This window comes from Burkholderia sp. PU8-34, from assembly GCF_053427725.1.
The window spans coordinates 1-23,590 of the sequence record NZ_JBSAXC010000024.1; the positions used below are offsets into that span (position 1 = coordinate 1).

Genomic DNA, 23,590 nt, shown 5'->3' on the forward strand with positions numbered 1-23,590 from the left:
CTGATTGGATGACAGATCGCATCTGGGCATGTTGCCATGCATGAATGGTTGCGCCATCCGCGTCATGTCGCGATGTCGTGGGGAGCGGGGACGGCGGCACACGCCAGATGCTTGCCGGCATTCCGTGCGCCGGCAAATTTGCGCCATTGTCTTTCCGTAGTGATATTCTGTCCAATATCTATCTCATCTTTCTGAAATAGTTTTCACAGATATCAGGATGGAACTTCGCCATATCCGCTATTTCCTCGCCGTCGCGGAGGAACGCAACGTGACCCGCGCCGCGGAAAAGCTGGGAATCGGTCAGCCGCCGCTCAGTCAGCAGATCCATGCGCTGGAGGACGAACTGGGTGTCCGTCTGTTTCGCCGGACCGGCCATGGCGTCCTGCTCACCGAAGCGGGTGAAGCGTTCGCGGTCGATGCAAAACGGTTGCTGGACGATGCGCGTCATGCAATCAAGAACGCACAAAGCGCCGGGCGTGGCGAAACCGGGCAACTGAACATCGGTTTTACCGGATCCGCCGCCTTCAACCCGATCGTACCCAATCTGATCCGTCAGTTTCGTCAGTCATATCCGGCCGTGTCGCTTACCCTGGTCGAAGGCAACACGGCGCAATTGCTTGCGTATCTGGATGACGGCCGTCTTGATGTCGCCTTCGTGCGCCTCGGGAGTCAATCGCCGGCAGGGGTTGTATTCCACCATATTGCCGTCGAGCCGATGAGGCTCGTCCTGCCTGCCACGCATTCGTTCGCGAAAAAACGGAAGATCCCGCTTGCTGCGCTGGCGGAGGAGCCATTTGTCCTGCTTCCTCGCGAAGCGAGCCCGACGTTGCACGACGTGATCGTCGGCGCGTGTCGGGACGCCGGGTTTGAACCCATCATGGGCCAACAGGCTCCGCAACTCTCGTCGGTCGTCAATCTCGTCGCGGCGGAATTCGGCGTGTCGCTGGTGCCGGCATCGGTTTGCCGGATCCATGTTGAAGGCGTCGTCTATGCGGATGTCGTCGGTGGCAATATCGCGATCCGTCTGGCGCTTGCGTCACGCAAGGACGCGACAACGGCAAAGACCGCCAATTTCCTCGAGATTGCGAACCGCCTGAACCCGGAGCCGTGAACATCGAGCGTCGAACCGCACCCCGGCCCGCCACCGCCGAAAATCACTCCCCGACCGTCTCCGCCTGACGCGCATCGCGCCGCGTCATCGCGACGCGCCGGCCACGCCGGCCGACGGACGCGACGACGCGAAACGCGACCGGCGCGAACACGAGCCCGAACACCGTCGCGGCAAGCACGCCCCCGAACGCACCGGTGCCGATCGAGCGACGGCTTTCCGCGCCAGCGCCCGTCGCGAGCACGAGCGGCACGACGCCGAGCAGGAACGCCATCGACGTCATCACGATCGGCCGGAACCGCGCGGCGGCCGCGTCGACCACCGCCTGCCGCAGCGGCACGCCGCGTCCGACGAGATCCCGTGCGTACTGGACGATCAGGATCGCGTTCTTCGCCGACAGCCCGATCACCGTGATCATCCCGACCTTGAAGTACACGTCGTTCGGCATGCCGCGCGCGAGCGCTGCCGCAATCGCGCCAACCATGCCGAGCGGCACGATCGTCAGCACGGACAGCGGGATCGTCCAGCTTTCGTACAGCGCAGCAAGCGCCATGAAGACCGCGAGCACCGACAACGCAACGAGAAGCGGCGTTTGCCGCGCAGCGGTCTGCTCCTCGCGCGCCGCGTCGACCCAGTCGTAGCCGATCCCGGTCGGCAACGCGGCAGCGAGCCGCTCCAGTTCCGCCATGGCCACGCCCGAGCTGGTGCCGGTCGCCGCCCTGCCGCTGATGTCGAGCGACGGATAGCCGTTGTAGCGATTCAGCATTACGGGGCCGATCGTCCAGTGCGGCGCGGCGATGGCCGACAGCGGGACCATGTCGCCCGTCCGGTTCGGCACCGTCAGCGCCATCAGCTCCGCGTCGGTCGCGCGCGCGGCCGGATCGGCCTCGATGATCACGCGACGCATCCGGCCCGACGCCGGGAAATCGTTGACGTAGTTCGAGCCGAACGTGCCGCCGAGAAGACCCGTGATCCGCTCGAACGGCACGCCGAGCGCATACGCCTTCGCGCGATCGACGTCGAGTTCGATGCGCGGTGCGTCCGGCAGGTCTTCGGAATGCACGGACGCGAGCGCCGGGTCCGCCTTCGCGCGTTCGGACAGCTGCTCGCGAGCCGCCTTCAACGCGTCGAGCCCGACGCCGCCCCGATCCTCGAGCCGGAACGTGAATCCGTCCGCGTGCCCGATGCCGCGCACCGACGGCGGCAGCGCCGCTTCGACATCACCGTCGAGGATCGTGCCGAAGCGCTCGTTCAACCGGTCGCGCAACGCGATCGCGTCGACGTCGCGCTGCGCCCAGTCCTTCAGCTCGACGAACGCCATCCCGACGTTCTGCCCGCTGCCCGCAAAGCTCCAGCCGATCACGCTCGTCACGTTCGCGATCGCCGGCTGCGCGTGCAGGATCGCTTCGACGCGCTCGACGACGGCAAGCGTGCGCCCCTGCGTGGCGCCCGCCGGCAACTGGATCATCACCTGCAGTTGTCCCTGGTCCTCGGTCGGCAGGAAGCCACCCGGCATCATCCAGTACAGCAGTCCGCATGCGGCCACGAGCGCGGCGTAGACGGCCGCGACCACGCCGGTGCGGCGCACCGCGAACACGGTGACACGACGATAGCCGGATTCGGCGCGTGCGAAGGCCGTGCCGAAACGGTCGGCCAGACGCGCGCCGAAGCCGCGCCGGCGTGCGCGGCCGGCCTTGCCGTCGTGACGCGGCACCGGCTTCAGCAGGTTCGCGCACAGCGCGGGCGTCAGCGACAACGCCATGAACGACGACACGAGCATCGACGCGATCATCGACACCGCGAACTGCCGGTAGATGCCGCCGACGCTGCCCGGGAAAAACGCCATCGGCACGAACACGGCGGTCAGCACCGCGGTCACGCCGACGATCGCACCGCCGATCCGCTTCATCGCACGGCGCGTCGCATCACGCGGCGACGCGCCCTCCTCCATCACGCGGTGCACGCTCTCGACGACGACGATCGCATCGTCGACGAGGATGCCGATCGCCAGCACGAGGCCGAACATCGTGAACACATTGATCGACAACCCGAACGCCCACATCGCGACGAACGCGCCCATCAGCGTGACGGGAATCACGACGGTCGGCACGAGCGTGTAGCGCAGGTCGCGCAGGAACAGCCACATCACGCAGAACACCAGCACGACGGCCTCGACGAGCGTCAGCACGACTTCCCGGATCGCGATCTTCACGAAATGCGCGCCGTCGAACGGAATCTCGACCGCGACGCCGGGCGGCAGCGTCTTCGACAGTTCGGCGAGCCGCGCGCGGATCGCGTTCGACGTTTCGAGCGCGTTGCCGCGCGGGCCGAGCTGGATGCCGACGGTTGCCGCCGGCTTGCCGTTCAGCCGCGAATAGAACGAATAGTCGTCGCGGCCGATTTCGATGCGCGCGACGTCGGCCACGCGCACCGCCGAACCGTCCGGCTTCGACTTCAGCACGATCCGGCCGAACTCCTCCGGCGACACGAGCTGCCCCTTGACGATGATCGACGCGGTGAGCTGCTGGCCGCGCACGAACGGCGCATCGCCGATCGCGCCGGCCGTCACCGTCGCGTTCTGCGTGCCGATCGCCGCGATCACGTCGTCGGCGCCGAGATCGTATTCACGCAGCTTCTGCGGGTCGAGCCAGACCCGCAACGCCTCGTCGGCGTCCCACTGCTCGGCCGCGCCGACGCCCGGCGCACGCTTCAGTTCGCGCAGCACGTAGCGGTTCAGGTAGTCGCCGAGCTGCGCGGAATCGCGCGTGCCGTCGGTCGACGTCAGCGTGACGAGCATCAGGAACGTGTTCGCCGCCTTGAACACGCTGATCCCCTGCTGGACGACCTGCTGCGGCAGCCGCGGCTCGACCTGCTTCAGCCGGTTGTTCACGTCGACGAGCGCGATGTCCGGATCGGTGCCGGGCGCAAACGTCACGTCGATCTCGAGGTCACCGTGACCGTCGCTGCTGGTCTCGTAGTACAGCAGCCCGTCGGCGCCGTCGAGGCTTTCCTCGATGATGCTGCCGACGTCGCCGTCGACCGTCTCCGTCGACGCGCCCGGATACGTCGCGGTGATCACGACCCGCGGTGGCGCGAGGCGCGGGTATTGCGCGATCGGAAGCTGCGGAATCGCGAGCACGCCCGCGACGACGATCGCGAGTGCGACGATCCATGCGAAGACGGGACGGTCGATGAAGAATGACGGCATCGGCGTGCGGTGAACGGTGGGGTCAGCGGATGGCCAGCGGCCCGGCGGCGCATGCCGCCGCGCCGCGCGCACCGCGCGTCGAACCGGCGGGACGCCGCATCGTGACTGAGGAACTCATCGCGCTACAGCGTCAGCTCGAACGATCGCGCGAGCAGGCCCGGCACCTTCGCGCCTCCCGTCGCGCGCTCGCCGTACGTGCTGTCGTTCGCGAGCAGCGCTGGCGCCGCGCCGAGCTGTTCGAGCTCCGGGCCGAACAGCCGGTAGAAGCTGTCGTCGAACCGCATCGCGTCGACCGGCGCGACGATCTGCCCGCCTTCGACCCAGAACGTCGCGAAACGCGTCATGCCCGTCATCCGGCACGCGATCGGATCCGAGAAATTCAGGTACCAGAGATTGCCGACATAAAGCCCCGTGTCGAGCGCAGCAAGCACGTCGACGTCGGCGAGCGTGCCGCCTGCGATCGACAACGAATGTGGCGTTTCGTCGTCGCCCGCGCCGTTCGGCACGAGCCCGTGCTCGCGCGCGGTGCGTGCGCACACGAGTTGCCCGGCGCCCCGCCCCGCAACGACGAGCGGCACGCTGTCGCGCCGGTAGCCGTCCGCGTTGAAAGCCGGCGCGATGCCGAGCGAGAAATCCTCGGCAATCGACACCCGCGGGTCGAGCGCGACGTCGCCCGCATAAAGCCGGTGCAGCGGGCTGCGCGCACTCGCGAGCGCGCGCGCCGAAAAGCCGCTCCAGCCGAGCAGGCCCGTCATCTCGTTGACGGCGTCCGGCGCGAAATAGGCGCGGTAGCGTCCGGGCGCCAGCGCTTTCGGCGTGCGTCCAAGCACCGGCAGCCGCGCGGCGGCCGCGTCGACCTTCGCCGCGAACGCCGCGTCGCTCCAGTCGTCGCCCGCATAGACGGTCTTGATCGCGCGGCCGCTCGGGTCGTACAGCGACCAGCTGAAGTCGAAGTTCGCGACCTCGTACCAGCCACGGCTGCCGGTCGACGACGCGAAGCCGCGCGCGAGCGTGCCGCCCGCATGGAAGCCGACGAAGTCGAGCCCGCGCGCGCATTCGGCGACGACGCGCGCGAGCCCGTCCGCATCCGGCAGGCGGCCGGCGCGGCGCGTCTCCTGCTTCCAGGCCGACGTGTCGAACAGCAGATGCGGATCGTCCGGCGCATCGCGCAGCCCGTCGCGCAACACGGCGAGCGCGGCCGCCAGTTCGGGCAGATCGGCAGCCGGATCGCCGCAGACGGTCAGTGACGAGCGCGCCTGCCGTGCGCCGTCGACGAGCCGCACGGCAAGCCGCCCCTGCGTGACGCGCCCCGTCTGGCGAATCTTGCCGCCATTGAAGCGGATGAAATCGGAGGTTTCGCCGGAGAAGCCGAGCAACACGGTTTCCGTCGGCTTCGTCAACCGCTCGGCCTCGTCGGCGAGCCGGGCGAAATGCGCATGCCAGTCGATCCCGCCGCGTGGCGCCGTCGTATTGAATCCCGTCATCACGCGCCTCCGAATACGTCGACGTCGGCGAACACGCAGGCCGGCGATGCGTGGCCGACACGAATGATCTGCGCGGGCTCGCCCTTCCCGCAGTACGGCGTGCCGTAGATGCCGAACGTGCTGGCGTCGCCGACCGCGCGCAGGCTGCGCCAGAACTGTGCGGAGATGCCGCGGTAGTTCGGGCGCTTGACGACCTGCGTGAGCCGGCCGTTCTCGATCAGTTGCCCGAATTCGCAGCCGAACTGGAATTTGTTGCGGTGATCGTCGATCGACCAGGACGTGTTGGTGCGCATCAGGATCCCGCGCTCGATGCCCGCGATCAGCGCGTCGAGCGGCTGGTCGCCGGGCTCGACGTTCAGGTTCGCCATCCGGTCGATCGGTGCCCGGTTCCAGTTCGACGCGCGCGAGTTGGCGACGCCCGGCAGGCTCGCGCGCTGTTGCGACAGCGCCCCGCCGAGCAGCCGCTCGAGCACGCCGTTGCGGATCAGGTACTGCTTGCGCGCGGGCGTGCCGTCGTCGTCGAACGCATAGGATGCGGCCTCGGCAACCGGCTCCGGATCGAACGTGACGTTCAGCAGCGGCGATCCATACTGGTATTGGCCGACCATCTCCGGCTTCACGAAGCTCCATCCGGCGAAGTTGCGCTCGTCGCCGAGGATCCGGTCGAGCTCCAGCGGATGGCCGATCGACTCGTGGATCTGCAGCATCATCTGGTCCGGCATCAGCAACAGGTCGCGACGGCCGGACGGGCAGTTCGGCGCCGCGAGCAATTGCAGCGCCTCGTCGGCGACGCGTGCGCCGGCGCCGTCGAAGCCGTAACGCGCGAGCACGTCGAGCCCGCCCTGCGCAAGCGTGCCCGATTGGCCGAGCGAACGCACCTGCGTGTCGCCATCGCCGTGCGCGACGGCTTGCAGCTCCGGCATCAGGAAGCGGAATCGCTGGTCGATCCGCACGCCGTCGCTCGTCAGATAAAACTGCTCGGTGTGCGTGACCATCACGCTCGCCGTGCGCTCGACGATGCGCGCGTCGAGGTTCGCGGCCGCGCATTCGTGCGCGAGCCGCTCGATCCATTCGGTGCGGGACGGCAACGCGCTGTCGACGCCCGGCGATGCATAGGTGCCGCCCGCTTGCGGACGTGCAGCCTGCCGATGATCGACCAGCGACCACGGCGCGCTCGCCTGCGCGCGCGCCGTCGCGACATCGAGCGCCGCCTGCAGCCCGGCGGCGGACAGGTCGGCCGTTGCCGCGTAGCCGGCGCCCGCGCCGGCCCACGCCGTCAGCATCGCGCCGCGTTCGCGCGTGCGCGAAAACGGCTGCGCGACGTCGTTGCGCACCGCGTGCTCGTCGATCGTCTCGTCGACGATGCGCAGCGACCAGAAATCGGCATCGCTGCGTAACCCTTGGGCGCGCTTCGCCCAGTTCTCGTCAATCATCTGCGCTCTCTTGCAGGCCGCGTTCGGGTGCCAGCATCGACGACGCGAGCAGCGCCTGCGTATACGGATGGGACGGCGCGTGAAGCACGTCGAGCGTATCGCCCTCCTCGACCACGCGCCCCGCCTTCATCACGATGACCCGGTGCGCCATCGCGCGCATCACCGCGAGGTCGTGCGTGATGAACAAGTAGCTCAGTTTGTACTTCTTTTGCAGATTCGTCAGCAGATTCAGCACCTGCTTCTGGATCGACACGTCGAGCGCGCTCGTCGGCTCGTCCAGCACCAGCAGTTCCGGCTCCACCGCGAGCGCCCGCGCGATCGCGATCCGCTGCCGCTGGCCGCCGGAGAATTCGTGCGGATAGCGCAGCATCGACTCCGCGGGCAAGCCGACTTCCTGAAGCAGCGCGGCAATCCGCGCACGCCGCGCATCCCCGTCCACCTCGGGCCGGTGCACCGCGAGCCCCTCGCCGACGATCTGCTCGACCGTCATCCGCGGCGACAGCGAGCCGAACGGATCCTGGAACACGACCTGCATCCTGCCGTACAGCGTGCGCCGGCCGCGCGTCGTCCGCAGCACGTCGAGCGGCATGCCGTCGATCTCGATCCCGCCGGCCGCCGGTCGCTGCAATCCGAGCACGGCCGACGCGAGCGTCGATTTCCCCGAGCCCGACTCGCCGACGATCCCGAGCGTCTCGCCGCGCTTCAGGCTCAGCTTCACGTCGTGCACGGCCCGGAACGTCGTCTTTCCCAGCACCGAGCGCCAGCCTTTCGCCGCAATGCGGTAATCGATGGCGAGGTCCTTCACGTCGAGGATCGTCCGCGCGCCGGCAGCGACCGGTTCGACGGCCCGTTGCGGCGCGCTGTCGAGCAGCCGCTGCGTATACGCATGCTGCGGGTTCGAGAACAGCGCATCGGTCGTGTTCGTCTCCACAAGCACGCCCTTTTCCATCACGGCCACGCGCTGCGCGAAGCGCCGCACGAGATTCAGGTCGTGCGTAATCAGCAGCACGGCCATCCCGCGCGCGGCGGCCTCCTGTTCCTGCAGTTCGATCAGCAGGTCGACGATCTGCTGGCGCACCGTCACGTCGAGCGCCGTCGTCGGCTCGTCGGCCAGCAACAGCCGCGGCCGGCACGCGAGCGCCATCGCGATCATCGCGCGCTGCCGCTGCCCGCCCGACAGCTGATGCGGAAAGCTGTCGATCCGCCGCTCCGGCTCCGGAATCCCGGTGCGCCGCAGCAGCGCGATCCCGCGCTCGCGCGCGTCGCCCGGCCGCAGCCCCTCGTGCAAACGCAGGCTTTCGGCGATCTGCTTGCCGATCGTGTACAGCGGATTCAGCGCCGTCATCGGCTCCTGGAACACCATCGCGATATCGGCGCCGCGGATCCCGCGCATCTGCTGTTCGGTCTTCGCGAGCAGGTCCTCGCCGTCGAACAGCATCCGGCCCGACAGCGTCGCCTGCTGCGCGAGCCGCAGGATCGACAGCGCGGTCACGCTCTTGCCCGAACCCGACTCACCGACGAGCGCCACGCGCTCGCCGCGGCCGATCGACAGGCTCAGGTCCTGCACGGCCACCTTCGCGCCGAAGCGCACCGAAAACCGGTCGATCTGCAGCAACGCGTTCGTCATCATTGCTCCCCGCCGAATGCCGAGCCGCGCGCGCGCGCGTCGAGCGCGTTGCGCAGCGCGTCGCCCATGAACGTCAGCAGCAGCAACGTCACCACCAGCGCCGCGAAGGCCGAGATCGAGATCCACCACGCGTCGAGATTGTTCTTGCCCTCCTGAAGCAGCTCGCCGAGGCTCGGGGTCGGCGGTTGCACGCCGAGGCCCAGGAAATCGAGGCTCGTCAGCGACAGGATCGCCGCGCTCATCCGGAACGGCAGGAACGTGATCACGGGCGTGAGGCTGTTCGGCAGCACGTGGCGCCACATGATCTGCGCGTTCGTCAGCCCCATCGTGCGCGCCGCTTTCACGTAATCGAGCGCGCGGTTGCGCAGGAATTCGGCGCGCACGTAGTCGGACAGCACGAGCCAGCCGAACATCGACAGCAGGATGAACAGCAGCCACAGCGACGGCGTGAAGATCGACGCGAAGATGATCAGCAGGTACAGGTCCGGCAGCGCGCTCCAGATCTCGATCAGCCGCTGTCCGATCAGGTCGGTGCGGCCGCCGTAGAAGCCCTGCAGCGCGCCGGTGAGCACGCCGACCAGCACGCCCGACACCGTCAGCGCGAACGCCATCAGCACCGACAGCCGGAACCCGTACAGCAGCCGCGCGAGCACGTCGCGTCCGAACTGGTCGGTGCCGAGCCAATTGCTCGCCGACGGCGGCGCCGGATACGGCCGCGACGCGAAATAGTCGATCGTGTCGAAGCGGTAGCGGTTCGGCGGGTAGACCGCGAAGTTGCCGCCGGACTCGATCTTCGTGCGGATGGTCGGATCGAGGTAGTTCGTCTTCGCCGGGAAGTCGCCGCCGAACTCGGTCTCCGGATAGTCCTTCACGATCGGAAAGTAATAGTGCCCGTCATAGCGCACGATCAGCGGCCGGTCGTTCGACAGCACGTCGGCGCCCAGGCTGAGCGCGAACAGCGCCGCGAAGATCACGAGGCTCCAGTAGCCGAGCGGCTGCGCGCGAAAACGCTGCCACGTGCGCCGCCACGGCGACGGCGATGCCGCGCAGGCGGCGCACGCCTGGTCAGTGGTCCAGGCGGCTGAATTGGATGCGGGGGTCGACGAGGACATAGCAGACGTCAGCAATGAGTTTGGTCAGCAGGCCGATCAGCGTGAACAGGAACAGCGAGCCGAGCACGACCGGATAGTCGCGGCGGATCACCGAGTCGTACGACAGTTGCCCCATGCCGTCGAGCGAGAACAGCGTCTCGATCAGCAGGTTGCCGTTCAGGAACGCGCCGACGAACGCCGCCGGCAGCCCGGTGAGCAGCGGAATCGCCGCGTTGCGCAGCACGTGCTTCCACAGCACGTCGCGCTCCGGCGCGCCTTTCGCGCGCGCGGTCAGCACATACTGCCGGCCGATTTCCTCGAGGAACGTGTTCTTCGTCAGGATCGTGACGATCGCGAAGTTGCCGATCACCGACGCCGTCACCGGCATCACGATGTGCCACAGATAGTCGAGCACCTGGCCGACGAGCGTCAGCTCGTCGAAGTTGTCCGACGTGAGCCCGCGCATCGGAAACACCTGCCAGAACGTGCCGCCGCCGAACAGCATCAGCAGCAGCACGCCAAGCACGAAGCCCGGGACCGCATAGCCGGCCAGCACCATCACGCTCGTCGCGGTGTCGAACCGGGAACCGTTGCGCACCGCTTTCGCGATGCCGAGCGGCACCGACACCAGATACGTGAGGATCACCGTCCACAGCCCGAGCGTGACCGATACGGGCAGCTTCGAGCGGATCACCTCCCACACGCTTCGATGCGCGTAGTACGACTGGCCCAGGTCGAACGTCGCATAGCTCTTCAGCATCAGCACGTAGCGCGCGAGCGGCGGCTTGTCGAAGCCGAACTGCTTGCGGATCTGCTCGATCTGCTGCGGATCGACGCCCTGGCTGCCGTGGTAGCCGCCCGAGCCGCTGCCCGCCTCGCCACCGCGCGCTCCGCCGTGGCGCAGCTGCGTCAGCACCTGCTCGACCGGGCCGCCCGGCACGAACTGCGTGACCACGAACGTGATCGTCACCACGCCGATCAACGTCGGGATCATCAGCAGCAGCCGTCTGAGTATGTATGCCAGCATCGTTGCCCCCTCGTCAGGCCGCCGGACCCGGATTCGCCGCCGGCGTTTTCGCCGATTCAGCCGGCGGCCGCTTCATGTACCAGTAGTCGACGATCCAGTCCTCGTACAGATAGGAAGCCGGCACGATCCGCGGATGACCGAACGTCGACTTGTACGCGATCCGCGCGTTCGGCAGGTAGTACTGCGGCACGAGCACGTACAGGTTGATCAGCACGCGGTCGAGCGCGTGCGTCGCGGTTTCGAGATCGTCGAGCGTGTCGGCCGACAGTGCCGCGCGGATCAGCGCGTCGACCGCCTTCGATTTCACGCCCGGATAGTTTTCCGAGCCGGGCTGCGATGCCGCCGCGCTGCCGAATCGGCGTGTCAGCTCCGCGCCCGGGATCGTGACCGGCGAATAGATGTACGTCGTCATGTCGTACTGGAAGCTGTCGAGGCGCTTCTGGTAGACCGCGCTGTCGATCTCGTGCATGTACGCGTGGATGCCGAGCGTCGCGAGCGCCTGGATATACGGCAGGATCAGGCGGTCCATGCCGGGCTGGTCGTCGATGATCTCGATCGTCATCGGCGTGCCGTTCGCGTCGCGCAGCGCGCCGTCGCTGTAGTGCCAGCCGGCGGACGCGAGCAGGTCGCGCGCCTGTTTCAGGTTCTCGCGCAGCGAGCCGGGCGGCAGCGTCGACGGCTGCTTGATCATCGGGCCGAATACTTCCGGCGGCAGCTCGGCGCGATACGGCTCGAGCAGCGCCAGCTCCTTGTCGCTCGGCGTCCCCGACGCCGCGAACGGGCTCGCCTCCCAGAAGCTGTTGGTGCGGCGGTACTGGCCGTAGAACATCATCCGGTTCATCCAGTCGTAGTCGAACGCCAGCGCGAGCGCGTGCCGCACGCGCACGTCCTGGAACATCGGCTTGCGCATGTTCACCATGAACCCTTGCATCTGTGCGGGGCCGTCCGGGAATTCCCCCTTCTTCAGCATCCCGTTGCGAAAGTTCTTGCCGACGTACTTGCGCGCCCACTGCGTCGAGCTGTATTCCATCCGCGCGTCGGTGTCGCCGGCCTTGAACGCCTCGAGCTGCGTGTACTGGTCGAGGTACAGCTTGAACGACACGCGCGCGAAGCGGAACATCCCGCGCCGGGACGGCAGGTTCGCCGCCCAGTAGTGCGGATTGCGCACGTAACTGATCTGCTTGTCGTTCCTGCGCTGCTCGATCAGGTACGCGCCGCTCGCAATCGGCGGCACGGTCGCGATCTGGTCGAACGGCGGCCGCGTGCCGTCCGCGCGCTGCCCCCACTTCGGCGAGAACACCGGCAGGTCGCCCGCGATCAGCGCGGCATCGCGCTCCGGATGCTTGAACTCGAAGCGGATCGTGCGGCCGTCGACGATCACCGCACGCCGGATCACCGAGAACTGCGCGTTGAAGAGCGGCGACGCCTGCGGGCTCGTCAGCGTGTCGAACGAGTACTTGACGTCGGCCGCGGTGATCGGGTCGCCGTTCGAGAAGCGTGCGGCCGGGTTCAGGTGGAACGTCGCCGCGCTCCGGTCAGGCGCCACCTCGACGTCGTCGGCGATCAGCGCGTATTCGGACGCGAGCTCGTCCCAGCTGCGCTGCATCAGCGTGTCGAACATCAGGTTCTGGATGTCCGGCGCGGGGGAGCCGCGCACGAGGAACGGATTCAGCGAGTCGTAGCTTTGCGCCTCGTTGTAGTTCTCGAAGTTGAGCGTGCCGTCGTCCCGCGCGTCGGGGTCCGCATAGTCGAAATGCGTGAAGTCCGGCGAATACTTCGGCTGGCCATATTGCGCGATCGCCGGCACGGCGAGCGCCGCTTGGCTCATCGCGCCGCTGACAACCAACACCGCGCATGCGATGAGTGCGGCTCGCACGCCCTTGCGCACGCCCTTGCGCACGCCGTTCGGCACGCATGCGCGTGCACGCGTCGCGGGGCGCGCGGCTTGGGTCAAACGCGGCGTCAAACGCGGTGAGTGACGCGTTTGCGGCATGTGCGGCGTGCGTGGCCTTCGCCACTTCAACAGTCTCATCGTCAGCCTGCCCAGAAGCGCGCCGGTTCGCGGCCCGCGCGCGGTCGATGCCCATGCCGGACGCATGCCGGTGGCGCCGTCGCGGCACCGGGCGGCTTCGCCCTGCGTTGTGTCCGTGTTCCCGAAGATCGGGTACCGCTGTGCGCCGTCGCGCGTCCCGGTTGCGGGCCGCTGCGGCGCCAGGCAAAAAGAGGCCGCTCCGAAGGGGTGGATTCAGGCATGTGGAGCGGCCTATCGTAAGCCTGTCAGTTCTCCGCGCTCGTCATCAGAACTTGTACGTCGCGCCGATCTGCGCGAAACGGCCGATGTACGAATACAGCGACGTGTCGTAACCGCTCTGGTCCAGCGTGCCGTTCGCGAAGATCGGGTCGTACGGCGGCGTGCGGTTGAAGATGTTGTTGATGCCGCCGTAGATCGTCCAGTTCTTGAACCCGGTGTACGTCATCATCAGGTTGAACTGGCTGTACGAGCCGACCTTCTGCGGCGCCGGCGCGGGCAGCAGGTTCTGCGCGTACGGGCCCGTGAATTCCCACGTCAGTGCGGTATCGAAGCCGCGATAGTTCCAGTCGAGCGTCGTGTTGCCGCGCCAGCGCGGGAAGCTGCCGCCGAACGGCTGCGTGATCGTGAAGTTGTTGCCCGCGCCGTTGATCGGCGTGCCACCCGGGAAACCGATCTTGTAGCTGTTGATGTACGCCCAGTCGCCCGACAGCGTGACCGTGCCCCAGCCCTTGATCGGCACGCCCTGGCGGAACGTGCCTTCGAAGCCGTTCGTATCGAGGTAGCCGAGGTTCTGGTACGGAATCACCTTGTACAGCAGCTGGCCCGTCGTCGGGTCGATCGCGATCTTCGACGGCGCACCCTGTCCGATCACGTTGTCGATGCGGATCTTGTACCAGTCGAAGCCGAAGTCGGTGTAGCGGCTCGGCGACAGCTGGAAGCCGATGTTGAAGTTGCGCGTGCGCTCCGGCGCGAGGTTCGGGTTGCCGACGGTGATCGACGTGTAGTTCTGGCCGGTGGCCGGGTCGACCTGGATGCCGAGGGTCTGCGACTTGCTGTCCTCGACGAACGTCGGCGCGCGGAAGCCGCGGTTGTACGACGTATACAGCGTCAGCGCCTGGATCGGTTGATAGCGCAACGCGAAGCGCGGCGAGAAGGCGCCGCCGACGTCCGTGTAGTGGTCGTAGCGGCCCGACTGGCTGAACGTCAGGTTCTGCAGGATCGGGATGTTGATCTGGTAGTAGACGGCCGCGACGTTGCGCTGGCCGTCCACCGTCTCCAGGTCCGGCGTAATGACGGCGCCGCTCAGGTACTCGGAGCCCGGCGTCAGCGTTTCGCTCTGGTGCGTGAACTGCGCGCCGAAGCCGATACCGACGTCGCCCGTCGGCAGGTGGAACAGGTTCGGCGTCGACAGCGTCGCGTCGATCGTATCGAGCTTCGAAATGCCGAGGTTGTTCGCTTCCTGGTACAGGCCGTTGAACGCGTTCGGCGTCGCCGCCGGATTCGCGAAATTCAGCGTACCGTTCTGGTAGATGTTGTTCAGCGCATTGACGTTCAGCTGGTTCGTGAAGACATTCGACACCGTGCTTTGCGAATGGCTGACCGACGTCGCCCAATCCCAGTCACCGTACGGCAGCGTGAACGAACCCTTGATGCCGGCGGCCGCGCGCCAGTAGTTGGCCCACGTCTTCTGCGCGACCGTGTTCGGGAACGCGTACGTGAGCGGCGTGGCCGCCCCCGTCGTGTTGTACGGATTGGTCACCGGCACGACCGTGTTGAACGGCGACAGCAGCTGCGTCTGCGGATTCCAGACGAGCGCCGGGTTCTGCGGGTTGCCGATCACGTTGTTCCACAGGCCGTCGTTGGTCGTGGTCGTGTTGTAGCTCTCGAGGAAATCCGCGAACGCCGTCGTCGTGTCGTTGACCTTGAAGTCCGCATGGAGCTTCGCGTTCAGGCGTTCGGTCATCGGCAGGATCGACGTGCTTTCGGCCGTGTTGAATGCGCAGACCGTGCCGGGCGACCCGGCCGACAGCGAATTCGACGCGGCCGAGTGGAACGAGCCGCCGAACGGACAGCCGTTCAGCGCCTGCGCGACGCCGCCGGGCATGTTCCAGTATGACGGCGCGAGCAGCGACAGGCCGCCCGGCTTGCCCGTGAAGTCCTGGTCGCGCGTCGAATCGCGGTCGGCGAGCGTGAAGCCGTTCGACTTGTAATAGCTGAGCGCTGCCGTCACGTTGAAGCGGTCGGCATTCAGGTCGCCGAAGCCGCCGAGGATGCCGAACTTCGTCGTGCCGTCGCCGTTGCCTGCGTTGATGGCGCTGCCGATGCTGCCGTCGAGCTGCAGGCCGCGGAAATTGTGTTTCGTGATGATGTTGACGACGCCGCCGATCGCGTCCGAGCCGTATTGCGACACGGCGCCCGTCTTCACGATTTCGATGCGCTCGATGTCGTTGAGCGGCAGCGTATTCAGGTCGAAGAACGAATCGACGCTGTTCGAGAAGAACGCGTACGGCGCCACACGCTGGCCGTCGATCATCACGAGCGTGTATTTCTCGGACAGCCCGCGCAGCGCAATGCCGGCGGCGCCGGCCGCAAAGTTGCCCGACTGCCCCTCGCCCCAGCTGTTCGCCGAGTTGGCCGACGCATCGCGCAGGAAGTCGGTGACCGTCACAGCGCCGCTGGCCTGGATCTCCTTCGGCGTGATCGTCTGCACCTGCTGGAACCCGGTCTTGTCGGACTGCCGGATCAGCGAGCCCGTCACTTCGAACCGCTTGATCTGTGCGACCTTGCCCTGCCCGTTTGCCGCAGGCGCGGCCGGGGCCGCCTCACCGGCAGCCGCGCCGGATGCGGCATCGGGCGCCGCCGCGCCCGCGGTGCCACCCGTCTGGGCGGCCGTCCCGCCCGCCTGGGCGACGGTCACGGGCGCGCCGTTCGCGACCGCATCCGCGACCGCGACGGCGCCCGGCGCCGGCTGGCTCTGGGCGAACGCCGGCGGCGCCAATACGGCCGTCAGTGCCAGTTCCGCCCAGACTATTCTTTTGATGGCCAACGCCAATGCTCTTTGCTTCATCTTTTTCCCTCTCGCTCGTCAGTAAGACCCCACCCGATACGCGTCGGAACCTTGTGAACTCCTTCGCGCGTCCTGGGCGCCCGTGTACCGGAACCCGCCATTGCCCCTGCCAACCGCCGTGATGCGAACGGATCGGCCGCAAGGCACGAAGGCCGCACGGTGCTACCGTTCATTTTTACTTCGCCATACTAATTACTTACATTGAGCGCACTTCTCTTTTCTTTCTGCTTTCTGCTTTCTTCTTTTGATTCGATGGATCGCAACTGCGGCATGCCGCGCGGACTTGCGCGCCGTCCCGCTAGAACAACCGCGGCGTGCCGACCCAGACGATCAGCGCCTCTTCGTCGGCCGTGTTGTGCCACGCATGCGCCATCGTCGATTCGTAATGCGCGGTATCACCGGCATTCAGCGTGAACGTGCGATCCTCCAGCGTGAGCGCGACCTGTCCGCGCATCACGTAGAGGAACTCCTCGCCGGCATGCGTGGTCACTTCCGACGGCAACTGTCCCGCCGGCATCTTGACCAGAATCGCGTCGAGCTTCCGGCTATCCACGAGATTCGTCAGCCGGGCGAACGAACTGGCCGAGTTCGCGAACTGGAAATATTGCAGTGCGTTCGCGCGGCACACCGATCGCGCTTCCGTCGGCGCGTCGATGAAATACTGGACCGTCACGCCCAACGCCTTCGCGATCCGGACCAGCGACGTGATCGACGGCGTCGCGCGTCCTCGCTCGACCTGCGACAGGAACGGCTTCGAGATACCCGCCGTCGCAGCCGCTTCATCGAGCGTGAGGTTCAAGCGCTGTCGCAGCGCCCGGATCTTGTTACCTAGCGATACGGCGACGAGCACCGACTCATCGGGTGGCAAAACCATGGAAAGACGGACCCTCGCAGTCGAAATCGGTTTGATGTCAGCGGACCCTGCCCGATGCCATGCGATGGCCGGCCCGGCGCGATTACCGGTGCGACTCCCGGTGCGATTACCGGCCGCCTTTCGACGCCGAGCGCAGCAGGGGCGCTGTGCAAAGCGGCGCCCCTGCTGCGCGTCTGCCCGGCCAGCATCCCGTTCATTCGGTTTACTAACTAACAAGGCTTCCCCTTTTCCTCGTCCGGTCTGAATGCCATGCGATTGCGCTGCCACGGCGGCGCGCCCGCTCGGCTTGCTTCGCGTCCGTCAACGGCACGCGGGATGGCGCTCGTCAGCCAAGCCCGCGTTGCACGCTGTCGCTCACGCCTCCGCTACCTGGACGCAACCGCCGTCCAGAGCTTCGCCAGATCCCCGGATCCGTCCGTGCCCTTCACCGTGCGCAGCACCTGTACCGCACGCGCCTTTTCGCCTGCCACGTAGTACGCCTCGCCGAGTCTCAGCCGGGCCGCGTCGGGGTGCTCGAGCCCGCCCTTCGCGATCGCCTGCTCCATCATCGACAGCCCCTGTCTGGCCTGTCCGGCAAAAACGAGGTTCATGCCTGCGTCGATCGGCGCGACCGGATTCGCGGCGTCCGCGCCCGGTTGCGCGCGCTTGGCGGCGAGCGCCTGCAGCCGCTTCTCGCGGTCCGCCTGCGCGTCCTTGCCCAGCACGCCGGAGGTGAACCCCTGATCGATCACCTGCTTGCCTTCAGCGGGAGACCCCGCCACCAGCGCGAGCTGCGTCATCTCCATATAGGCGTCGGCCGTCGTCAGTGAACCCGTCGCCCTGCGCAACCGGAAGATGTCGAGATCCAGCGACGACAGATAGCCAGGGTTGCCGCGAATGGCCGACACCATTTCGTCCCAGTACGCGGGGCTCGGGTGGTAGGCGACCAGCAGGCCGAGCGCGCCACGGTAGGCGTTGCGGTCCTTCACCTTTTGCGCGCACGTCGCGAGCATCTGCAACTGCCCTTCGTCCGGCGCGTGTCCGCCATTCGCCTGCGCATCCGTGCTCGCCTTCAGCTGGCTCACGACCTGGTTGCAGTCGTTCGACAGGTAGTACGACTGCGTGAGTAGCGTGCGCATTTCCGGATCCGTTCCGCCCGCCTTCAGGTAGCGCTGCGCGGTCCGGATCGCCAGCGGATAGTTCCTCTGCTGAAAGTAGATGCCCGCCAGCGCCGCCGTTGTCCGCTGCTCGTCCTCGCCCGACAGCCGCCCCGAATTCAGCACGGTCTCGTACGCCTGCGCGGCCGTTCCGGTGTCGCCGGCCGCCATCGCCGCGGCGCCGCGCATCTCTTCCACCATGTACGTTTCGTACGGCGTCCGGTTGGGCACGGCGGCCGCCTGCGCGATCTTGCCGAGCGCGTCACGATACTTGTGCGCACGGTACAGCTCCTGTGCCGCCGCCAACGGCTTCGCCACGTCCGGCCGCAGCGCATCCGCCGACCACGCCGGCCGGCCTGCCATGCACGCCGCGCCGAGCGCCGTCAGCACCATCATCCGTTTCCATCGTCGCTGGTTCATCGGCTCGCCTGTTTCGTCATTGCATGAACTGCTCGTTTCCGATCAGGCCGATCTTCGTCGCGCCCACGCGTTGCGCGGACGCCAGCACGGCCGCCACGTCCTTGTACGGCACCAGCTTGTTCGGCCGCAGATGGATCTCGGCCTGCACGGGTTCCGCCGCCACCTGCGTCAGCTTCGACTCGAGCGCCGCGCGATCCGGCACCGGCGCACCGTTCCACGTCGTCGTGCCGTCGAAGTCGATGTCGATCTGCACGACTTCCGGCGGCGTCGCCGGCGGCGGCGGATTGCCCACCGGCAGGTCCATCTTCACCGAATGCATCTGGATCGGGATCGTGATGATCAGCATGATCAGCAGCACCAGCATCACGTCGATCAGCGGCGTGGTGTTGATGTCGACCATCACGTCCGGTTCTGCGCCGCCTCCGCCCGAAGGCACGTTCATTCCCATGATTGACTCCTGTCGGTCAGAGTCGGCGCTTCAGCGCTTGCTCTGATCCCATCCAAAGCTAGCCGCCGCGTGCCGGCGGTTCCGTAATGAATGACAGCTTCGCGATCCCCGCCCGCTCGCACATCGTGACCACCCGGCCGATGAACTCGTAGCGCGTGTTCTGATCGCCCCGCACGTGGACGCTCGGCTGCGGCTGCTGCTGCGACACGTCCTTCAGCTTCGCGAGCAGCGTCGGCCCGTCCACCAGCTGCTCGCCCCAGAAGAAGTCGCCATCGCGGTTCACCGCGATCTCGATGCTCTTCGGCGTGGTCTGCAGCGGCTGTATCGTCTCCTTCGGAAGCTGTAGCTGGATCGTGTGCGTCACGACCGGAATCGTGATCAGGAAGATGATCAGCAACACCAGCATCACGTCGACGAGCGGCGTCGTGTTGATGTTGGCGATCACCTCGTCGCTATCGTCCTGCCCGACGTTCATGGCCATCGCGCTTCTCCGTCAGCCGATCAGTTCACCAGCGACGCCGCGCGCGACGACACACGCGCCGGACGCCTGCTGCCGGCCAGCAGCACCGTGTGCAGCTGCGCACCGAAGTTGCGGACCCGCTCCATCACCGACTTGTTGCGGCGGACCAGGAAGTTGTAGCCGAGCACGGCCGGCACCGCGACTGCGAGGCCGATCGCCGTCATGATCAGCGCCTCGCCCACCGGGCCCGCGACCTTGTCGATCGACGCCTGCCCCGCGATGCCGATCGCCGTCAGTGCGTGATAGATCCCCCAGACCGTGCCGAAGAGCCCCACGAACGGCGCCGTCGACCCCACCGTTGCCAGGAACGCGAGGCCGTCCTGCATGCGGTTCGACACGTTCGTGATCGAGCGCTCGACCGACACGTCGATCCACGTGTTGCGGTCCACCGCTTCCAGCAGCGCCTCGTCGTGATGCTCGCCGGCCTCGATCGCGGTTTCGGCGATGAACCGGAACGGCGACGCTTCGTCGAGCAGTTTCGCACCCTCCACCAGCGACGGCGCGGACCAGAGCTGTGCGTCCGCCAGCTTCGCGCGGCGGTTCGCACGCAACTGCTCCAGGAACTTGGTGATCATGATGTACCAGCTCCCCATCGACATGATCACCAGCAGGATCAGCACGAAGCGCGCGACAAAGTCGCCGTTCTTCCATAGCGCCCCCAGCCCGTACGGATTCTCGACCGCTTCGGTCGTGGCCGGCGCCGGCGGCGGAGCCGGCTCGGCTGCCGCTGGCGCTGGCGCCGCGGCCTGCGTCGATGCGCCGGCCGCCACCGTCGACGCGCTCGCCTGCGCGTGGGCGGGCTGCGGTGCAACGAACCCGTCGACTGCCACGACGGACATCAACATGCTTGCCGCCAGCGCGGCCAGAGAACGCTTCGTCATACCCCACTCCGATTCTTTCGTTGAACTTAAGATTACCGTTCGAGACGGTTTTCCCCGATCCGGCGCGCGCGCCGGATCGCCCACTGCATCAATTCAGATTGAACGAGAACGGCACCTGAACCCGTACTGCCTGGCCTTGCGCGACGCACTTGAACCGCTTCACGGTGTTGTAGGCCGCGCGGTCGAGGACGGGGTCCGCCGACTGGGCCACGCGCTCGTTCGTGATGTTCCCTTCCGCATCCACGACGAATTCGATCGTCACGTCGCCGGTGATGTTGTTTTCCTGCGCTTCCTTCGGATACTGGATCGACGCGCGAAGCGTGTCCGAATTCGGGCAGACGACGCCCACGTCATGGCTGACCGGCTTGGCCGGCGCGGTCGCGGGCGCCACGACCGGCGCCTGCACGGCCGGCGCCGACGGCACCGGGGCCGACTGGTGCGTGATCGTCGCCTGCGGCGGCGCCTGCACCTGCACCTCCGGCGGCGGCACGAACGGCGGCGGCGGCGGCGCGAATTTCGGCGGCGGGAGCTTGACGACGGGCATCGGCGGAGGCGGTGGCGGCTTGACCGGCTCGATGATGCGGGTTTCGATCGGATGCTGGATCACCTGCACGACTTTCGTCGCGAGGCCGTTGAGCAACGCATAGATCAGCACGACGTGCAGCAGCAGGACAATCGCGATGCCGCCGAAGCGGCGCACTGGATTCTGCTGCTTCCTGCCGAATTCTCGCGGACGCCCCAGCGTGGCAAGCCCGCTGTTCGAAGCAGCCAGATGTTCTTCGACTTTCATGCCCACCATCCTTCCCCCAAGCGATTCGCCCAGTTTCGCGGTTTCAGCCGGCGACGGAACCCGGTCGGCGCCGCCTCCACATAAACCCGAAATTACATTTCAAATTCAATTGGCAATCCGAATTGAAAGATTCAAGTTCAGATTCCAGTTCTTTCGTTTTCAAGGAATCGTTTCGGCCGGCGCGGCTCGACGTTACGTCTGCATCCCCGCACCCGCACGTTCAGGCAATTGTCAGCTGAGCGGGCGGGTCGCCATGTTTCGTATGACGAATCCGGGTTCGTTACACGTTGATGTCAATCTCGCCGTTCATCTTGGGTGCAGAAGATAGCAAGGAATAAATTTTGTCGTCAAACTTTATTTGATGCCTGAATACAAAGTTTGGAGTGTTTATTCAAATAATATTTTAGTAAGCAGGAATCAAACATTTATTATTGAAGCGGTAATTGATTTGTATGGTGATTCCGCTTTTAAAGTGTCTTCGGTATCAATACGCACCGGTTTAGCGCACCGCACCAAATAATTCGTGCATTGCACCAAATTGATTCATTCTGGAATTGATGGATGGGCGCTGCGGGCGCTCGCAGCGCCTTCATGCTCTTCGGAAGGAATTCAAACCAAATTTCGGGCCGTCGCGACATTCGACTGACCACGTCGGCGAATTTCGCATCCCGAATTGATTTGTCGAGCACGAACTTCGATGACGGATGGCGTGGCCACACCATCGCTTCACCCGCACGCACAAGCGCTCCTTGCGCCCTGCTTCGGGCGCAAGGAGCGCTTGCCCGATGCCTCTTGCATCCGCCTCTGCCGGGCGCTTGACGCCCGTCAGGACACCATGCCTTGCATCTTGTGCGAAAAATGCGCGCGCTCGGCCGTTTCCATCAACGACAGGAATTCGTCCTGCGTCATGTGGATCAGCGCTTCATGGTCGCCGGCCTCGAAATACACTTCCGGCTGCGTCGCCAGATTGTCCTCGAGGAACGTCTGCATCCCGTAGGCCATGCAGACCGGCGGCACCGCGCCTGCATCGCAGTCCTTGAAAAGTTCGCGCAGCTCGCCCTCCTTCGCGAGCACGAGACGACGGCCGGTTTTCGCCCAAAGATCAGACAAACGTACCGCATGCGTCGTCGGCAACACGGCCGCGACGTAGCCTTCGTCATCTTCGAGCAGCACGGTTTTGGCGAGGCGATCGCCGGGGATATGCGCGGCCGCAGCCGTCTCCATGCTCGTATGGCTATAAGGGTGGTACACGACTTCGTACCGCGAGGACTTCTGGCGCAGGCAATCCTGCAACGTGGCAGACATAGACATGGCACACCTCGTCTGGGCGAATCGGGCGAACGGCGTTCGCACCGGATTTGTTCAGAATAGGTCGCATTCGTGCGGATGGAAATCCTCTCTGCCCCCCTTCGACCTTTTGTTTCATGCGGGCTCCAACCCCTTTTCGCGAAGCCATTCGCGATTGAACAGTCGCGCCCGATAGATGTCGCCGCGATCGCACAACAGGGTCACGATCGTATGGCCTGGACCCATCTGGCCGGCCAGCCGAACGGCCGCCGCGACGTTGATGCCGCTCGAGCCGCCGACGTACAGCCCTTCTTCGCGCAGCAGCCGGTAGACCATCGTCACGCACTGCGAATCGTCGATCCGGACCGCATCGTCGATCGGCGCGCCCGCGAGATTGTCGGTAACGCGTGTCGAGCCGATGCCTTCGGTGATCGAGCTGCCTTCGGCCTTGATTTCACCCGTCTTCACGTAGCTGTAGAGCCCGCTGCCGCATGGGTCGGCGAGCACGATGCTGACCTCCGGATTCTGCTCCTTCAGGTAGCGGCTCACGCCGGCCAGCGTCCCGCCCGTGCCGGTCGCGCAGACGAACGCATCGACCGTGCCCGCCGTGTCGCGCCAGATTTCCGGCCCGGTCGTTTCGTAATGCGCCTGCCGGTTGACGACGTTGTCGAACTGGTTGGCCCATACCGCGTTGTCGAGTTCGTCGGCAAGCCGCCCGGCAATCTTCTGATAGTTGTTCGGGTCTCGGTAAGGCACCGCCGGCACCGGACGCACCTCGGCGCCGAGCGTGCGCAGGATCTCCATCTTTTCCGGCGATTGCGTTTCCGGAATCACGATCACGCAGCGATAGCCGCGCGCCGCGCAGATGTGTGCAAGACCGATGCCCGTGTTGCCGGCCGTGCCCTCGACGACGGTGCCGCCCGGCTTGAGCGTGCCGCGCCGCTCGGCGTCACGGATGATGTAGAGCGCCGCGCGGTCCTTGACCGACCCGCCCGGATTCATGAATTCCGCCTTGCCGAGGATCTCGCAGCCCGTCTCCGCGCTGAGCTTCGCCAGCCGGATCAGCGGCGTGCGCCCCACGCAGTCGACGAAGCCGTGTCGCACGTCCTGGACGTTCATGTTGCCTCCTTCCCGTTGCGCATCGCTGTCGCGCCACA

17 protein-coding genes are annotated in these 23,590 nt (G+C 66.2%); 1 reads left to right on the forward strand and 16 read right to left on the reverse strand.

Annotated features, from left to right (window positions below):
- Nucleotides 1-217 precede the first annotated feature (217 nt).
- Nucleotides 218-1,111, forward strand: coding sequence for a LysR family transcriptional regulator (locus tag ACV22Z_RS32720; protein ID WP_448080388.1), 894 nt, complete (start codon nt 218-220; stop codon nt 1,109-1,111).
- 43 nt (nt 1,112-1,154) lie between these two features.
- Here ACV22Z_RS32720 and ACV22Z_RS32725 read toward each other — a convergent pair whose 3' ends face one another.
- From ACV22Z_RS32725 to ACV22Z_RS32800, 16 genes are all read right to left on the reverse strand, one after another.
- The gene (locus ACV22Z_RS32725; protein ID WP_448080389.1) at nt 1,155-4,316 is read right to left on the reverse strand and encodes a multidrug efflux RND transporter permease subunit; all 3,162 of its coding nucleotides are present in this window, start codon (nt 4,314-4,316) and stop codon (nt 1,155-1,157) included.
- Nucleotides 4,317-4,438: 122 nt separating this feature from the next.
- A complete protein-coding gene (locus tag ACV22Z_RS32730; protein WP_448080390.1) occupies nt 4,439-5,800 on the reverse strand; it encodes a metallopeptidase TldD-related protein in 1,362 nt (453 codons plus the stop codon).
- Nucleotides 5,800-7,233 carry a TldD/PmbA family protein gene (locus tag ACV22Z_RS32735; protein WP_448080391.1) on the reverse strand — a complete coding sequence of 478 codons (1,434 nt, stop codon included), beginning with the start codon at nt 7,231-7,233 and terminating at the stop codon, nt 5,800-5,802. The genes ACV22Z_RS32730 and ACV22Z_RS32735 overlap by 1 nt, the downstream gene beginning before the upstream one ends.
- Entirely contained in the window at nt 7,226-8,860 is a 1,635-nt protein-coding gene (locus ACV22Z_RS32740; RefSeq protein ID WP_448080392.1) for an ABC transporter ATP-binding protein, read from the reverse strand. The genes ACV22Z_RS32735 and ACV22Z_RS32740 overlap by 8 nt, the downstream gene beginning before the upstream one ends.
- The gene (locus ACV22Z_RS32745; protein ID WP_448080393.1) at nt 8,860-9,972 is read right to left on the reverse strand and encodes an ABC transporter permease; all 1,113 of its coding nucleotides are present in this window, start codon (nt 9,970-9,972) and stop codon (nt 8,860-8,862) included. Before ACV22Z_RS32745 ends, ACV22Z_RS32740 begins: the two co-directional genes overlap by 1 nt.
- The gene (locus tag ACV22Z_RS32750; protein ID WP_448080394.1) at nt 9,926-10,978 is read right to left on the reverse strand and encodes a microcin C ABC transporter permease YejB; all 1,053 of its coding nucleotides are present in this window, start codon (nt 10,976-10,978) and stop codon (nt 9,926-9,928) included. Before ACV22Z_RS32750 ends, ACV22Z_RS32745 begins: the two co-directional genes overlap by 47 nt.
- Nucleotides 10,979-10,991: 13 nt before the next feature.
- On the reverse strand, nt 10,992-12,971 hold the full coding sequence (locus ACV22Z_RS32755) for an extracellular solute-binding protein (RefSeq protein ID WP_448080395.1): 1,980 nt from the start codon (nt 12,969-12,971) through the stop codon (nt 10,992-10,994).
- 304 nt (nt 12,972-13,275) lie between these two features.
- Complete coding sequence (locus ACV22Z_RS32760) at nt 13,276-16,077, reverse strand: TonB-dependent receptor (RefSeq protein WP_448080396.1); 2,802 nt, start codon at nt 16,075-16,077, stop codon at nt 13,276-13,278.
- 298 nt (nt 16,078-16,375) lie between these two features.
- Entirely contained in the window at nt 16,376-16,951 is a 576-nt protein-coding gene (locus tag ACV22Z_RS32765) for a helix-turn-helix domain-containing protein (RefSeq protein WP_448080397.1), read from the reverse strand.
- A 365-nt stretch (nt 16,952-17,316) separates the two neighbouring features.
- Nucleotides 17,317-18,507: a tetratricopeptide repeat protein gene (locus ACV22Z_RS32770; protein WP_448080398.1), complete on the reverse strand. Its 1,191-nt coding sequence runs from the start codon at nt 18,505-18,507 to the stop codon at nt 17,317-17,319.
- Nucleotides 18,508-18,523: 16 nt separating this feature from the next.
- A complete protein-coding gene (locus tag ACV22Z_RS32775; RefSeq protein ID WP_448080399.1) occupies nt 18,524-18,955 on the reverse strand; it encodes an ExbD/TolR family protein in 432 nt (143 codons plus the stop codon).
- A gap of 58 nt (nt 18,956-19,013) precedes the next feature.
- Nucleotides 19,014-19,436 carry an ExbD/TolR family protein gene (locus ACV22Z_RS32780; RefSeq protein ID WP_448080400.1) on the reverse strand — a complete coding sequence of 141 codons (423 nt, stop codon included), beginning with the start codon at nt 19,434-19,436 and terminating at the stop codon, nt 19,014-19,016.
- A 20-nt stretch (nt 19,437-19,456) separates the two neighbouring features.
- Nucleotides 19,457-20,356, reverse strand: coding sequence for a MotA/TolQ/ExbB proton channel family protein (locus ACV22Z_RS32785; RefSeq protein WP_448080401.1), 900 nt, complete (start codon nt 20,354-20,356; stop codon nt 19,457-19,459).
- An 88-nt stretch (nt 20,357-20,444) separates the two neighbouring features.
- Nucleotides 20,445-21,146 carry an energy transducer TonB gene (locus ACV22Z_RS32790; RefSeq protein ID WP_448080402.1) on the reverse strand — a complete coding sequence of 234 codons (702 nt, stop codon included), beginning with the start codon at nt 21,144-21,146 and terminating at the stop codon, nt 20,445-20,447.
- Nucleotides 21,147-21,971: 825 nt separating this feature from the next.
- Nucleotides 21,972-22,457, reverse strand: a complete 486-nt coding sequence (locus tag ACV22Z_RS32795; RefSeq protein ID WP_448080403.1) for an aminoacyl-tRNA deacylase — start codon at nt 22,455-22,457, stop codon at nt 21,972-21,974.
- A 111-nt stretch (nt 22,458-22,568) separates the two neighbouring features.
- Complete coding sequence (locus ACV22Z_RS32800; RefSeq protein ID WP_448080404.1) at nt 22,569-23,552, reverse strand: cysteine synthase A; 984 nt, start codon at nt 23,550-23,552, stop codon at nt 22,569-22,571.
- Between the last annotated feature and the right edge of the window lie 38 nt (nt 23,553-23,590).